10 protein-coding genes are annotated in these 15,182 nt (G+C 72.6%); 4 read left to right on the plus strand and 6 right to left on the minus strand.

Going from position 1 to position 15,182, the window contains the following annotated elements; all coding sequences use genetic code 11:
* Positions 1-133 precede the first annotated feature (133 nt).
* On the minus strand, positions 134-1,420 hold the full coding sequence (gene eno, locus F4559_RS29220; RefSeq protein ID WP_184674149.1) for a phosphopyruvate hydratase: 1,287 nt from the start codon (positions 1,418-1,420) through the stop codon (positions 134-136).
* Between the two features lie 225 nt (positions 1,421-1,645).
* On the opposite strand from eno, the gene F4559_RS29225 reads away from it, so the two are divergent.
* Entirely contained in the window at positions 1,646-2,035 is a 390-nt protein-coding gene (locus F4559_RS29225) for a tetratricopeptide repeat protein (protein ID WP_184674150.1), read from the plus strand.
* A gap of 6 nt (positions 2,036-2,041) precedes the next feature.
* Here F4559_RS29225 and F4559_RS29230 read toward each other — a convergent pair whose 3' ends face one another.
* Positions 2,042-2,809, minus strand: coding sequence for a lytic transglycosylase domain-containing protein (locus F4559_RS29230; protein WP_312865882.1), 768 nt, complete (start codon positions 2,807-2,809; stop codon positions 2,042-2,044).
* A gap of 165 nt (positions 2,810-2,974) precedes the next feature.
* On the opposite strand from F4559_RS29230, the gene efeU reads away from it, so the two are divergent.
* The 3 genes from efeU to efeB are packed head-to-tail and all read left to right on the plus strand — an operon-like array spanning position 2,975 to position 6,183.
* Positions 2,975-3,799, plus strand: a complete 825-nt coding sequence (efeU, locus tag F4559_RS29235; RefSeq protein WP_184674151.1) for an iron uptake transporter permease EfeU — start codon at positions 2,975-2,977, stop codon at positions 3,797-3,799.
* 15 nt (positions 3,800-3,814) lie between these two features.
* Positions 3,815-4,939 carry an iron uptake system protein EfeO gene (gene efeO, locus F4559_RS29240; RefSeq protein ID WP_184674153.1) on the plus strand — a complete coding sequence of 375 codons (1,125 nt, stop codon included), beginning with the start codon at positions 3,815-3,817 and terminating at the stop codon, positions 4,937-4,939.
* Entirely contained in the window at positions 4,936-6,183 is a 1,248-nt protein-coding gene (efeB, locus tag F4559_RS29245) for an iron uptake transporter deferrochelatase/peroxidase subunit (RefSeq protein WP_184674155.1), read from the plus strand. Before efeO ends, efeB begins: the two co-directional genes overlap by 4 nt.
* Before the next feature lie 151 nt (positions 6,184-6,334).
* On the opposite strand, the gene F4559_RS29250 is transcribed toward efeB, so the two are convergent.
* The 4 genes from F4559_RS29250 to mfd all read right to left on the minus strand — a co-directional run bounded on the left by F4559_RS29250 (position 6,335) and on the right by mfd (position 15,105).
* Complete coding sequence (locus F4559_RS29250) at positions 6,335-9,511, minus strand: S41 family peptidase (protein ID WP_184674157.1); 3,177 nt, start codon at positions 9,509-9,511, stop codon at positions 6,335-6,337.
* A 158-nt stretch (positions 9,512-9,669) separates the two neighbouring features.
* Positions 9,670-10,578, minus strand: a complete 909-nt coding sequence (locus F4559_RS29255; RefSeq protein ID WP_184674159.1) for a nucleoside triphosphate pyrophosphohydrolase — start codon at positions 10,576-10,578, stop codon at positions 9,670-9,672.
* Positions 10,575-11,528 carry a SurA N-terminal domain-containing protein gene (locus F4559_RS29260; RefSeq protein ID WP_184674161.1) on the minus strand — a complete coding sequence of 318 codons (954 nt, stop codon included), beginning with the start codon at positions 11,526-11,528 and terminating at the stop codon, positions 10,575-10,577. The genes F4559_RS29255 and F4559_RS29260 overlap by 4 nt, the downstream gene beginning before the upstream one ends.
* A gap of 13 nt (positions 11,529-11,541) precedes the next feature.
* Entirely contained in the window at positions 11,542-15,105 is a 3,564-nt protein-coding gene (mfd, locus tag F4559_RS29265; RefSeq protein ID WP_184674163.1) for a transcription-repair coupling factor, read from the minus strand.
* Positions 15,106-15,182 lie beyond the last annotated feature (77 nt).

Raw genomic sequence — 15,182 nt, forward strand, 5'->3', positions numbered from 1 at the left:
CGCGTGATCGGCATCCCGGCGGTCGCCCGGCCCGCACCGGGCCGATCGTCCGCCCGACCATTGTCCACGTGATCAGCCGGCCGGGGTCGCCGGTGCCGCTCCCGGCGCGGGCGTGCCGGGAGCGGCCGGTCCGTCAGCCCTCCGGCGTGAACCGGGGGAAGGCCAGGTCGCCGGCGTAACGCGCGGCGTCGCCCAGGGCCTCCTCGATGCGCAGGAGCTGGTTGTACTTCGCGGTCCGCTCGCCACGCGCGGGCGCACCGGTCTTGATCTGGCCGGCGCCGACCGCGACCGCGAGGTCCGCGATCGTGGTGTCCTCGGTCTCGCCGGACCGGTGGGACATCATCGACTTGTAGCCGTAGGAGGTGGCCAGCGACACCGCGTCCAGCGTCTCGGACAGCGTGCCGATCTGGTTGACCTTCACCAGCAGGGCGTTGGCCGCCTTGCGGGAGATGCCCTCCTCCAGGCGCTCGGCGTTGGTGACGAACAGGTCGTCGCCCACGATCTGCACCCGGTCGCCGACCTCGGCGGTGAGCTGGACCCAGCCGTCCCAGTCGTCCTCGGACAGCGGGTCCTCGATCGAGACCAGCGGGTACGCGTCGAGCAGCTCGGCGTAGTAGCGGATCAGGTCCGCCGACGAGCGCTGCTGCTTCTCGAACGTGTACGAGCCGTCCGAGTGGAACTCGGTCGCGGCCACGTCCAGGGCCAGCGCGATGTCGCGGCCCGGCGTGTACCCGGCCTTCTCGATCGCCTGGAGGATCAGGTCGAGCGCGTCGCGGTTGCTGGACAGCGACGGCGCGAACCCGCCCTCGTCGCCCAGACCAGTGCCCAGGCCCTTGCCCTTCAGCACGGACTTGAGCGAGTGGTAGACCTCGGTGCCCCAGCGCAGCGCCTCGCGGAACGAGTCGGCGCCGATGGGCGCGATCATGAACTCCTGGATGTCCACATCGGTGTCGGCGTGCGCGCCGCCGTTGAGGATGTTGAGCATCGGGACCGGCAGGACGTGCGCGTTCGGGCCGCCGACGTAGCGGAACAGCTCCAGACCGCTGCTGGCCGCCGCCGCCTTGGCCACGGCGAGCGACACGCCGAGGATGGCGTTCGCGCCGAGCCGGGACTTGTCCGGCGTGCCGTCCAGGTCGACCAGCTTCTGGTCGACGACGCGCTGCTCGACGGCCTCCAGGCCCACCAGCTCCGGGCCGATCTCGTCGAGCACCGCGGTGACCGCGCGCTCGACGCCCTTGCCGAGGTAGCGCTTGGCGTCGCCGTCGCGGAGTTCGACCGCCTCGTGCTCACCGGTCGAGGCCCCGGACGGCACCGCGGCGCGCTCCAGCGTGCCGTCGTCCAGCGCCACCTCGACCTCGACGGTGGGGTTGCCTCGCGAGTCCAGGATCTCGCGGGCTCCGACCTGCTCGATGACCGCCACGTGCGCTCCCTAGTCAGACCTTCTGCCGGTTACCGGCACGAGCCTAGTCGGCTCGCTTTCCGTCGCGTTCCCGCACCGGCAAGTATCTGTACCGGTTCCGAAGTGATGATCTCTTCGGGGTGATCCGGGCCTCTTCCGGACACCCTCGGGATTCCCCGTGGCGGGTCCTGTCATCCGGTCGGCTGTGGAGGAACAGCGGGGGGCGGAGGTAGCGTTGATCGGACCATGACGGACAGCACCTTCGACGCCTTCCGACAGGCCGAGGCGCTGCTCGCGGAACGCCGCCCGCTGGACGCGTTGCGCGCGCTGAGCGTCGTCCTCGAGGTGGCCGGTGACGAACCCAGCGTGCAACTGCTGGCGGGACGGGCCTACCTGGGCTCGGCCCAGTTCCAGCGCGCCGAGGAGGCGTTCCGCAAGGTCGTCGACCTGGACCCGAGCGACTACTACGCCCGGTTCGCCCTGGGTCGCACGCTCCAGCGGCAGAGCCGGCTCACCGAGGCGCTCGCCCAGTTCCGCATGGCCGCCGCGATGAACCCGACGCCCGAGTACCAGGAGGCGTTGGGCGAGGTCAGCGCACGGCTGGCCGTGGAACGGGACCGCCGACCGGACCGCTGACCCCGATCAGGTGGTCGGCGGCGCCGAGGCCGCCTTGGCGTAGGCGTCGGCGCCGCTGAACACCTTGCGGCCGTACTCGACCGAGTTGTTGTACGTCATCACGGCCTGCCACCAGCCCGCGCCCGTCGACAGGTCCTTGCCCGCGGCGCACAGGTAGTTGGCCGCGGCGAGGGCCGCGTCGTCGATGTTCTGCGGGTCGGGCGGCCGGCCGTCGCCGCTGGCCCGCACCGCGTAGATCGCCCACGTGGTGGGGATGAACTGCATCGGGCCGACGGCCCGGTCCCACCTGCCGTCGCCGTCGAGGACACCGCGGTCGCTGTCCTCGATCGCCCGCACGCCCGGCGAGCCGTCCAACGGGATGCCCACGATCGGGGACGACGGGCGGCCGTCCTCCCCGAGCGCCAGACCGCCGAGCGTGCCGTGGTGGGACTCGACCCGGCCGATCCCGGCCAGGGTCGCCCACGAGATGCGGCAGTCCGGGCTGGTCGCGCGGGTCTTCCGGTCGGCGTCCACGTACGCGCGCAGGGCCCGCGCCGGGATCTCGGTGCGGTCCGCCACGGCGGCGGTCCACTCGGTCGTGGACTCGCCCGACGACGTGGCGGGCGCCGCGGCACCCGGTTCCACGTCCAACGCGGGGATCGCGAAACCCGACGACGGGCGGCGCTCCAGGGCGTCGAGCGCGTACGCCCCGCCCGCGGCGAGCAGCACCAGCGCGGCCACGACGAGGGCGACCCTGACCCACGGCGGGCGGGAGGACGAGGGCGGCGGTACCACGTCCGCCAGGCTACGTGTCGTCGGCGCCCACCGATCGTGAATGACCCGAAAGATTCAGCCGATTTGCCCGAATCCGCAGGTCATGTGACGTGTCCGTGCTGGACATTAAGGGCAGGCGTGCCTAAGTTCGACAAGCCTAAGTTCACTTTCCGTGAGGACGACGCCGTGTTGGTCAGCAACGGGCTCATCGGACTGCGCGAGGGGCTCGAAGCGGCCCTCGTCGTCAGCATCCTGGTGGCCTTCCTGGTGAAGACCGACCGCCGCGACCGCCTGCCCTTCGTGTGGCTGGGTGTCGGGATCGCGGTGGTGCTGTCGGTGGGCTTCGGCGCGCTCGTCACGTTCACCACGGCCACGATGACGTTCGAGCAGCAGGAGGCGTTCGGCGGCGGGATGTCGCTGGTCGCGGTGGCCTTCGTGACCGGGATGATCTTCTGGATGCGCTCGACCGCCCGGACGATCGCGGCCGAACTGCGCGGGAAGATGGACCAGGCGCTCAAGGTGGGCCCGGCCGCCGTGGTCGTGCTGTCGTTCCTCGCGGTCGGCCGCGAAGGGCTGGAGACCGCGGTCTTCTTCTACTCCAGCGTGCAGAGCGCGGGCGTGGGGACGACCCAGCCGCTGATCGGGTTCGTGGTCGGCATCGCCGCGGCCGTCGCGCTGGCGTACGGGCTCTACCGGGGCGCGATCCGCTTCGACCTGGGCAAGTTCTTCACCTGGACGGGTGCGCTGCTGGTGTTCGTGGCGGCGGGCGTGCTCGCGTACGGCCTGCACGACCTCCAGGAGGCCGCGATCCTGCCCGGCCTGAACACGCTCGCGTTCGACCTGAGCGACACCCTGCCCGAGGGCGAGTGGCTCGGCGCCCTGCTCAAGGGGATCTTCAACTACTCGCAGCGCACGTCGGTCCTCCAGGCCGTCGCGTGGGTCGCCTACGTCGCGATCGTGCTGCCGCTGTTCCTGATCAAGCCGCGGTCGCGGGCCGCGGGCGACAACTGAAACCGGAGAACGACCGTGTCCACTGCCACCCGTAGCCTCGGCCTGGGTTCGCTGCTGTTGCTGCTCGCCGCGTGCGGCGGTGGCGGCGGCACCCCGTCCGCCGACGGCCCCATCGCGGTCGAGGCCACCGACGACGCGTGCAAGGTCGCCAAGAACACCGCCGGCACCGGCAACGTGACGTTCGAGGTGACCAACAAGGGCACCAAGGTCACCGAGTTCTACCTGTACGCCGAGGGCGACCGCATCCTCGGCGAGGTCGAGAACATCGGCCCCGGCCTGACCCGACGCCTGATCGTCGAGGTCACCGAGGCCGGCAAGCTCCAGACCGCGTGCAAGCCCGGCATGAAGGGCGACGGCATCCGCGCCGACTTCACCGTCACGGGCGACGCGAAGAAGGCCACCGACTCCGACGCCAAGCTGGCCGAGGCGACCAAGAGCTACCAGCGGTACGTGAACTCGCAGGCGGACAGCCTGCTGACCAAGACCACCGAGTTCGTCGACGCGGTCAAGGCGGGCAAGGTCGAGGACGCCAAGGCCCTGTTCCCGGTCTCGCGCACCTACTGGGAGCGGATCGAGCCGGTCGCGGAGAGCTTCGGCGACCTCGACCCGCGCATCGACGGCCGCGAGGACGTGATCGAGGAGGGCCTGGAGTTCACCGGCTACCACCGCCTGGAGAAGGACCTGTGGGAGACCGGGCTCCAGCCCGACTCCGCCGCGATCGCCGACAGACTGCTGACCGACGTGAAGGAGATCGTCGAGAAGGCCAAGGCCGTCGAGCTGACGCCGCTCCAGCTCGCCAACGGCGCGAAGGAACTGCTCGACGAGGTCGCCACCGGGAAGATCACCGGTGAGGAGGACCGCTACTCGCACACCGACCTGTGGGACTTCCGCGCCAACGTGGACGGCTCTCAGGCAGCCATCGCGGCGCTGCGCCCGGTGATCGCGGAGAAGGACGCGGCGCTGGCGGCGACCGTCGACGAGAAGTTCAAGGCACTGGACGCGCTGCTGGAGACCCACCGCAAGGGCGACGGGTTCAAGCTCTACACCGAGTTGTCCGAGGCCGAGGTCAAGGCGTTGGCCGAGGCGGTGGACGCGCTCGGCGAGCCGATCAGCAAGGTGGCCGAGGTCGTGGCGCGATGAGCGGCATCCCGCGACGCAGGCTGTTCGGTTACGCCGGGGCGGGCGTCGCGCTGGCGGGTGCCGGCGCGGCGGTCGGCGCGCTGGCCGCGGCACCACCCGCCGTCCGGCCGGCGGCCTCGCTCGCGGACGCCGTGCCGTTCGACGGCGAACACCAGGCCGGGATCGTCACGCCCGCGCAGGACCGGATGCACTTCGTGGCGTTGGACGTGAAGACGACCAAGCGCGACGAACTCGTCGGGCTGCTCAAGGACTGGACGGTCGCGGCCCGCCGGATGACCGAGGGCCGCGAGGCCGCCGAACTCGGCGCGGTCGGCGGTCGGCCCGAGGCGCCGCCGAAGGACACCGGCGAGGCGCTGGGCCTGGCCGCGTCCGCGTTGACGCTCACGATCGGCTTCGGCCCGTCGCTGTTCGACGACCGGTTCGGTCTGAAGGACCTGCGGCCGGCGGGGTTGATCGACCTGCCCCGGTTCCCCCGCGACGACCTCGACGAGCGGCGCAGCGGCGGCGACCTGTGCGTCCAGGCGTGCGCGAACGACCCGCAGGTGGCCGTGCACGCCATCCGCAACCTGGTGCGCATCGGGTTCGGCCGGGTCGCGGTGCGGTGGTCGCAGCTCGGCTTCGGCCGGACGTCGTCCACGACCCGCGACCAGGCGACGCCGCGCAACCTGTTCGGGTTCAAGGACGGCACGAACAACATCAAGGCCGAGGACGCCGACGCGCTGCGCGACCACGTGTGGGTCACCGCGGACGATGGTCCGCGGTGGCTGGTCGGCGGCACCTACCTGGTGGCCCGGCGCATCCGCATGCACGTGGAGATCTGGGACCGCACGTCGCTGGCCGAGCAGGAGGACCTGGTCGGCCGCACCAAGGGGTCGGGCGCGCCGCTGGGCCAGGTCGACGAGTTCGACCCGGTCGACCTGCATGTGCGGGGCGCGGGCGGGGCGCCGCGGATCGCGGCGGACGCGCACGTGCGGCTGGCCTCGGCCGAGTCCCTCGGCGGCGCGCGCATCCTGCGGCGCGGCTACAACTTCACCGACGGCACGGACGGGCTCGGCCACCTGGACGCGGGGCTGTTCTTCATCGCGTTCAACCGGGACACCGCGCGCCAGTTCGTGCCGATGCAGCAGGCACTGTCCACAAAGGACAGAATGATGGAGTACCTGGAGCACACCGGTTCCGGCCACTTCGCCGTGCCGCCGGGCGTGCGCGAGGGCGGCTACTGGGGCGACACGCTGTTCGCGTGAGGAGGACGGTCCGGGTCCGGGCGGCGCATGTGCCCGGACCCAAGCCGCCTCCGATCCACCGGACCGGAAGGCCGCCGCCGGCATCGGCCGGGCGACACCGACCCACGACCACCACCGGTCCGGGCGCGGCACCGCGCCCGGACCGGTGTGCTCAGACCGTCGGCAGCTCCGGCGGCACGGCGGCCGGCCGCAGCTCCAACGCCTCCAGAGCCAGCCGGACGGCCGTGTCCAACTGCGGGTCACGACCGGCCGCCCGATCCTGCGGCGTGATCACGACCTCCACGTCCGGGTCCACGCCGTGGTTCTCCAACCCCCACCCCACGCCGTCGATCCACACCCCGTACTCGGGCTGGGTGACCACGGTGCCGTCGACCAGCGAGTGCCGCGGGTTGATCCCGATCACCCCGCCCCACGTGCGCGTGCCCACCAGCGGACCGATGCCCAGCCGCTTGATCGCCGCGCTGACGATGTCGCCGTCGGACCCGGCGAACTCGTCGATCACCGTGACCACCGGACCGCGCGGCGCGTCGTTGGGGTAGCTGGTCGCCGTCGCCGTGTCGCGACCGCGCTGCGTCTCCCAGCCGATGACCTTGCGGCCCAGCTTCTCCACGACCAGCTCGGACGTGTGCCCGCCCGAGTTCTCCCGCACGTCGAGCACCACGGCCTCGTGCCGCAGCTCGACCCGCAGGTCCCGGTGCAGCTGGGCCCAACCCGACCCGACCATGTCCGGCACGTGCAGGTAGCCCACCCGGTCGCCCGACAGCTCGCGCACGCGCGCCCGCCGGTCCGCGACCCACGCGTGGTAGCGCAACGCCCGGTCGTCGCCCAACGGCACGACCACGACCCGGCGCGGCTCACCGCCGCCACCGGGCCGCACGGTCAGCTCCACCGGCTTGTCCGCCGTGCCGACCAGCAGCGGCGCGGGACCGCGCAGCGGGTCGACCTGGCGGCCGTCCACGGCCACGATCGCGTCGCCCGCGCGCACGGCCACCCCCGGCGCGGACAGCGGCGACCGGGCCGCCGGGTCCGACGTCTCGCCCGGGATCACCCGCACGACGCGCCACGCGCCGGACGCGTCGCGTTCCAGGTCGGCGCCGAGCAGGCCCACACCACGCCCGCGCCCGCCGCCGCCCGCCGGGTACACGTACGCGTGGGACGTGCCCGTCTCGCCCTGGACCTCCCACAGCAGGTCGACCAGGTCGCTGTAGCTGCCGATGCGGTCCAGCAGCGGCCGGTAGCGGTCGAGCACGCCCGCCCAGTCCAGGCCGCCCAGGTCGGCCCGCCAGAAGTGGTCGCGCATCAGGCGACCGGCCTCCGCGTACACCTGGCGCCACTCGGCCGCCCGGTCCACCTCGACCCGGACGCGGGCCAGGTCGACGGAGATCGAGTCGTTGTCGTCGGCGTCGACCTTGCGGTCGGTCGGCACGACCCGCAGGTCGCCGCCGTCCTGCACGACCATGCGCTGGCCGTCGCCGGTGACCGCGAACGCGTCCACGCCGTCGGCCAGCGCGTCCGTGCGGGTCTTGGCCAGGTCGAACCGTTCGAGCACGGCCCGCGGCGGCCGGGACGTGGGACTGGCCTGGTTGTCGCCGAGCACGCCGCGCACCGCGCTGCGCAGCCACAGCAGGCCGCCCTTGGCCGCGGTGAGCCCCGAGTACCGCGCCGCCGCGACCGGCAGCGCCACGACCCGGTCGGCCAGACCCTCCAGGTCGACGACGGTGATCGGGTTGTCGTCGTCCTTGTCCTTCTCCTTGTCCGACGAGTCGTCGCCGACCGGGCGGCCCAGGCGCAGCGGGTCGAACGGGGACGGCGTGGTCGCGGCGAGCGTGACCAGGTGCGGCCGGGTGCCGGTGGGGAACGACAGGTCGAACACGTAGGCGTCGTAGACCGGGTCGAAGCTGCGCACGGACAGGAAGGCCAGGTAGCGGCCGTCCTCGGTGAACGTGGGCGAGGTGTCGGCGAACCGCAGCGGCGTGACGTCCACGACGGACAGGTCCGTGGTGTTGGTCATCCGGATGTGCCGCAGCGGCCAGGGACCCGGGTGCGACCAGGCCAGCCAGTTCGAGTCCGGGGAGAACGCGAGGTCGGACACCCACGGCCCGGCGTCGCGCAGCACCTCGCGCACCTCGCCGGACTCGGCCTCCACGAGCAGCAGCCGGCCGTCGTGCGTGGCGACCGCCAGCCGCCGGCCGTCGGGCGAGACCTCCAGTTCGAGCACGCGCCCGAGCCGGCCGACCGCGACCCGGCGCGGCGTGTTGCCCGGCTCGACCCCGCCGACCGGCGAGAACTCCAGGCCCTCCTCGCCTTCCGCGTCGGTCACCCACACCACGCTGTCGCCGACCACGCGGGGCAGGCGGGCGCGCACGCCGGGCTGCTCGGCCAGCGCGCGCACCGGACCGTCCCGGTGGGTCACCCAGTGGACGGTCCCGCGCACCTCGACCACGCTGGCGCGGCCGGACTTGTCGGGGTGGAAGTCCTCGGGGTGCGCGGAGACGTGCCGACGCCGGCGGGCGGTGCGCGGCCCGGCGAGCGCGACGTCGAGCCGGCGGGGTTCGGCGTCGAGGCCGTCGAGCAGCCACAGCTCGCCCGCGTGCTGGTAGACGACGCGTTCGCCGTCGGAGGTGGCGTTGCGGGCGTAGAACTCCTGCGCGCTGTGCCGGCGCAGGTCGGAGCCGTCGGGCGCGACGGAGTACACGCTGCCGACGCCGTCGTGGTCGGAGAGGAAGACCAGCCGGCCGCCGACCCACGTCGGGCTGGTGAGCGAGGACGTCAGGTGGTCGAGGACGCGGTGGAAGCCGTGGTCGGGTCCGGCGACCCACAGCTTGCCCGCGGCGCCGCCCCGGTACCGCTTCCAGGACGAGGGGTCGCGGCCGTAGACGGAGGTGACGACGACCTGCCCGTCCGGGCCGTGGTCGACGTCCTCGACCCAGCCGTAGGGCAGCCGGCGGGCGGGTCCGCCGTCGACCGGCACGGCGTGCGCCCACTGCCGGTTCCCGGTCGCCTGCCCGGCCGTGGTGACGGCGACGACGTCGCCCGCGGGCGTCCAGCCGCGCACGCCGGTGTACGTGTCGCCCCAGTAGGTGAGTCTGGTCGAAGGCCCGCCGTCGACCGGTGCGACGTGGACCTCGGGCGTGCCGTCACGCCGACTGGTCCACGCCAGCCGGGTGCCGGTCGGATCGAAACGCGGTGACGAGACGGGAACCTGGTCGGCGGTCACCCTCCAGGCCCGGCCACCGGAGACAGGAGCGAGCCACACGTCGTTCTCCGCGACGAAGACGACGAGCTCCCCATGCAGATGTGGGAAGCGGAGATAGGCGGATTCGGTCACCCTTCGACGTTAGCGCCGTACCGGACCGATCGCGATCATGTCCACACGTGCCGCACCTGGAAGTTCTCCACCGTTACCCGATCAAATGCGAGCCCAGCTCACGCCCGGCCTTCGCGACCTGGAATCGTTCCGCAATTCGGCGGCTCCGGAAAAGGGATTCAGCCGGGCCAGTGGGCACGCCAGTCGGCCACGCCCATCGTGGTCACGCCCGCCGCGCGGGCCGACTTCTCCGCCGCGCGGACCTTCGCCTCGAACGCACGGGCCACGGCCCGCAGCTCCGTCTCGGGGTCCTCGCCCGCCAGCTTCGCCCGCGCGGCCACCGCGAACAACGCCGAACCGGCGTCCTCACCGGTCGGCAGCAGGTCCGCCGGCAGCCCGGCCCGACCGGTCCGCTGGGCCAGCTTCCCGGCCAGCGCGACCGCCGGCTGACCGAGGGCCACGCCGTCCACACTGGACGTCCGCCGCTTCTCGGCCTGCTTCAGCTCCTCCCAGCGGTGCTCCTGCGACCGCGCGTCGCGCACCGCCGGGTCGCCGCCCGCGAACACGTGCGGGTGCCGGCCGACCAGCTTGGCCACCAGGTCGCCGGCCACCTCGTCGATCCCGAACGGTTCGCCGTGCTCGGCCGCGACGCGGGCGTGGAACAGCACCTGGAGCAGCACGTCGCCGAGTTCCTCGCGCAACGCCGCCCGGTCGCCGTCCTCGATCGCCTCCAGCAGCTCGTAGGTCTCCTCGACCAGGTACTGCCGCAACGTCTTGTGGTCCTGCTCGGCGTCCCACGGGCACCCGCCGGGCGACCGCAGGCGGTCCATCACGGACACCGCCGACAGCAGTGCCGTGCCCGCGGGGTTGCGCACGACCTCCGCGCCCGCCGCCACCAGCGCGGCGGCGAACGGCGAGGTCGGCGACGTCGTCACCAGCACGACCGGCCCGGCGGGCACGGCCTCGGGCGGCGGGTCGCCCCAGGGCACGCCCTCCGCGTACACCGCCGCCGCGCCCCGCAGAGCGGGCAGCGCGGCGGCGGGCAGGACGGTGTCGTGCGCGGAGACCAGGACGACCAGGTGCGTCACGGATCGGTCCGCTTGGCGGGCGGACCGGCGACCTCGGCGACGTACCCGCCGCGCTCGCCCTCGCTCGCGGCGAGGCCGATGCCGACCACGTCCCACACGCCGTAGCGCGGGTTGATCTCGATCTCCAGGTCGGCGCCCAGGTACTGGACCAGGCGCAGGCCGATCCGCTCCAGGATCTGCGGGGTGAGCTGCTCGGACGAGGACTGCTCGGACGGCTTGGCGTCGTCACGCCGGTCGGTGACCAGCACGACCAGCCACTGCGCGCTCTCCTCCGACGGCGGGTAGGCCACGACCGTGCCGGGCTTGACGCCGAAGAACGGCGCCGCGGCGGCGGTCGGCTCCTGCGAGGACTTGATCACCTGGCCGCGCTTGGCGAGCTGCTGGTTGCCGTTGCCCTTGGGCGCGGCGTTCACGTACCCGGCCATCAGGCCCGGGTCCTTGGCGATCTTCGCGGCCTTGTCCAGGGCCTCGTTCTTGTCCCGCGAGTAGAAGTAGTCGAACGTGACCTCGAGCCGGTCGACGTACTTGCGCGCCAGCGCGACCTGGAGCAGCTGGTCGACGGCGCGGTCCCGGAAGGTCGTCGAGTCGTAGACCGTGCCCTCCGACCCGGCCTCGGCGCCGCCCGCGTCCTCGATCGCCTCGGCGATGTCGGCCTCGTCCACGGTGATGCCCTCGCGCTGCGCCACCTTCAGCGTCAGCTCGTGCTGCACGGCGGTACCCGCGACCAGGCGGGCGACACCGTCCAGTTTGTGCTGCTTGAGGGCGGCCTGGGCGCCGGGCTCCTTCTTCAGCACGCGGTCCAGCCGCTGCTGGACCTGCTCCAGCGGGATCACGGTGCCGCCGACGATCGCGGCCGTGCCCACCTTGCTCGGGCCGCTCGCGCAACCCGCCGTGACCAGCAGTGCGACGACCGCACCGACCAGGGTGAAGCGCTTAGGCAGAGTCCTCACGACCAGTACCTTCTCACGAACCCGTGACGCCGCTCACGGGAGTACCCGCCAACGATTCGAGGAACCGTGCGCACCAGTCGAGGAGTTCCTGGTCCCGCAGCACGGGTGCGCCCATCCGGCCGCCGGCCGCGCCTTCGGTGGGCCGGGGCACGGTCACGGTCTTCACGGCCTGCTTGTGCACGGCCTTCGGGAACAACCGGCGCAGGCGGACGAGCTGCGAGTCCCGCGGTTCCAGCGGCGCGAAGCGCAGGTTCGCGCCCTGCATCGCGACTTCGGTGACGCCGTGCGCGCGGCACGTGTGCCGGAACCGGGCCACGGCCAGCAGCCGCTCGACCGGCAGCGGCGGCGTGCCGTAGCGGTCCTTCAGCTCGTCCCACACGGCCTGCAACGACGGCTCGTCGACCGCCGCCGCGATCTTGCGGTACGCCTCCAGCCGCAGCCGCTCCCCCGGCACGTAGTCGTGCGGGATGTGCGCGTCCACGGGCAGGTCGACGCGGACCTCGGCCAGTTCCTCCTCGCCGTCGACCTCCGCGCCCGCGTGCCGGCGGAACGCCTCGACGGCCTCGCCGACCAGCCGCACGTACAGGTCGAAGCCGACGCCCGCGATGTGCCCGGACTGCTCGGCGCCGAGGATGTTGCCCGCGCCCCGGATCTCCAGGTCCTTCATGGCCACGGCCATGCCCGCGCCCAGCTCGGTGTTCTGCGCGATGGTGGCGAGCCGGTCGTGGGCGGTCTCGCTCAGCGGCGTCTCGGGCGGGTAGAGGAAGTAGGCGTAGCCGCGTTCCCGGCCGCGGCCCACGCGTCCGCGCAGCTGGTGCAGCTGGGACAGGCCGAGCATGTCGCCGCGTTCGACGATCAGCGTGTTGGCGTTGGAGATGTCCAGGCCGGTCTCGACGATCGTGGTGCACACGAGCACGTCGTACTCGCGCTCCCAGAACCCCTGGATGATCTTCTCCAGGCGGTCCTCGTTCATCTGGCCGTGCGCGGTCACGACCCGCGCCTCGGGCACCAGGTCGCGGATGCGGCGGGCCGCCTTCTCGATCGACGACACCCGGTTGTGCACGTAGAACACCTGGCCGTCGCGCAGCAGTTCGCGGCGCAGCGCGGCGCCGACCTGCTTGTCGTCGTACCCGCCGACGTAGGTCAGGATCGGGTGCCGCTCCTCGGGCGGGGTGAGGATCGTGGACATCTCGCGGATGCCCGCGAGCGACATCTCCAGCGTGCGCGGGATCGGCGTTGCGGACATCGTCAGGACGTCCACGTGCGTGCGCAGCGCCTTGATGTGCTCTTTGTGCTCGACACCGAAGCGCTGCTCCTCGTCGACGATCACCAGGCCGAGGTCCTTGTAGCGCAGGCCCTTCTGGAGCAGGCGGTGCGTGCCGATCACCACGTCCACGTCGCCGTCGGCCAGGCCCGTGATGGTCTGCTGGGCCTCCAGCGCGTCGGTGAACCGGGACAGGCCCTTGACCTTCACCGGGAACGCGCGCATGCGCTCGGAGAACGTGTTGAGGTGCTGCTGCGCGAGCAGGGTCGTCGGGACGAGCACGACCACCTGCTTGCCGTCCTGCACGGCCTTGAACGCCGCGCGCACCGCGATCTCGGTCTTGCCGTAGCCGACGTCGCCGCAGATCACCCGGTCCATCGGGACCGACCGCTCCATGTCGGCCTTGACCTCGTCGATCGCGGCCATCTGGTCGACCGTCTCGGTGAACGGGAAGGCGTCCTCCAGCTCGCGCTGCCACGGCGTGTCCACGGCGAACGCGTGGCCGGGCGCGGACTGGCGCGCGGCGTAGAGCTGGACGAGTTCGGCCGCGATCTGCTTGACCGCCTTGCGCGCCTTGGCCTTCGTGTTCTTCCAGTCCGAGCCGCCGAGCTTGTTGAGCGTGGGCAGTTCGCCGCCGACGTAGCGGGACACCTCGTCGAGCTGGTCGGTCGGCACGAACAGCCGGTCGCCGGGCTGGCCGCGCTTGGACGAGGCGTACTCCAGGACCAGGTACTCGCGGGTCGCGCCGGCGACCGTGCGTTGCACCATCTCCACGTACTTGCCGATGCCGTGCTGCTCGTGCACGACGTAGTCGCCGGCCTTGAGCGCGAGCGGGTCGACGGCGTTGCGCCGGCGGCTGGGCATGCGGCGCATGTCCTTGGTGGACGTTCCGCCGCGCCCGCCGGTCAGGTCGGTCTCGGTGAGCACGACAAGCGCGAGGCCGGGCAGCGCGAAGCCGTCCTCCAGGGCGCCGCGCGCGACCGTGACGAAGCCCTGGCGCGGCGCGTCGTCGAGGGACTCGACGAGCGTCGCGGGCACGTCGGCGTCCTTCAACTGCTCGGCGGCGCGTTGCGCCGTGCCCGCGCCGGGCACCACCAGGACGGCCGTGCCGCCGGACGACGTGTGCGCGCGCAGGTCGGCGAAGGCCCGGTCGATGTCGCCCTGGTACGCCTCGACGTGCTTGAGTTCCAGCCGGAGGACGTCCGCGCCCTCGCTGGTCAACTGGCTCAGCGTCCACCACGGACGACCCGCCGCGCGGGCGGCCTCGGCCACCTCGTCCAGGTTCCGGTACGCCGACGCGCCCAGGTCGATCGGCGCCCTGCCGCCGCCGGCCGCGGCCATCCAGGACGCCTCCAGGAACTCCTGGCCGGTGCGGACCAGGTCGTGCGCGCGGGCCCGGATCTTCTCCGGGTCGTTGAGCACGACGTGCGTGCCGTCGGGGACGACGTCGGTGAGCAACTGCAACGCGTCCTCGCACAGGGCGGGGATCAGCGCCTCCATGCCCTCGGACGGGATGCCCTCGGCGATCTTGTCGAGCATCTCGACGAGCTGCGCGTCGGCTTCGTGCTCGGTGGCCAGCAGCGCGGCCCTGGCCCGGACCGAGGCGGTGAGCAGCAGTTCGCGGCACGGCGGCGCGACGAACTCCTCGACCTCCTGGGGCAGCGACCGCTGGTCGGCCACGGAGAACGGGCGGATCTCGCTGACCTCGTCGCCCCAGAACTCCACCCGCAGCGGGTGTTCGGCGGTCGGCGGGAACACGTCCAGGATGCCGCCGCGCACCGCGAACTCGCCGCGTTTCTCGACCATGTCGACGCGGGTGTAGGCGATGGCCGTCAGGCTCGCGGGCAGGGTCTCGAAATCGACGTCGGCGCCGGTCTTCAGGCGGACGGGCACGAGTTCGCCCAGGCCCGGCGCCATGGGCTGGATCAGGCTGCGGACCGTGGCCACGACCACCCGCAGCGGGTCGCCGTCCGGGCGGGCCAGGCGGCGCAGCACCTCCAGCCGGGCGCCCACGGTGTCCGCGCGCGGCGAGAGGCGTTCGTGCGGCAGGGTTTCCCAGGACGGGAAGTGCGCGACGGCGTCCTCCCCGATCAGGTCCCGCAGCACGGACGTCAGCTCGTCGGCCTCGCGCCCGGTCGCGGTCACCGCGAGGACCGGCGCCTCCAGGCTCAACGCCGCCGCGACCAGCGGGCGGGCGGCGGGCGGGCCTTCGAGTTCGAGGGCGGGCACGCCGACGGACTCGGTCAGCGCGCGCAACGCCTTGTCGGGAAGGACGGCGGTCAGCAGGCCGGACAACGGGCCGGACTGGTGCATCTGATCAGGCTCCAAAACGCGACGAGGACAGACCTCTGCCCGGGATGTCGGCAGCGGTGCTCGGTCACCCAGCCTAC

Source organism: Saccharothrix violaceirubra (assembly GCF_014203755.1).
Taxonomy (GTDB): Bacteria; Actinomycetota; Actinomycetes; order Mycobacteriales; family Pseudonocardiaceae; genus Actinosynnema; species Actinosynnema violaceirubrum.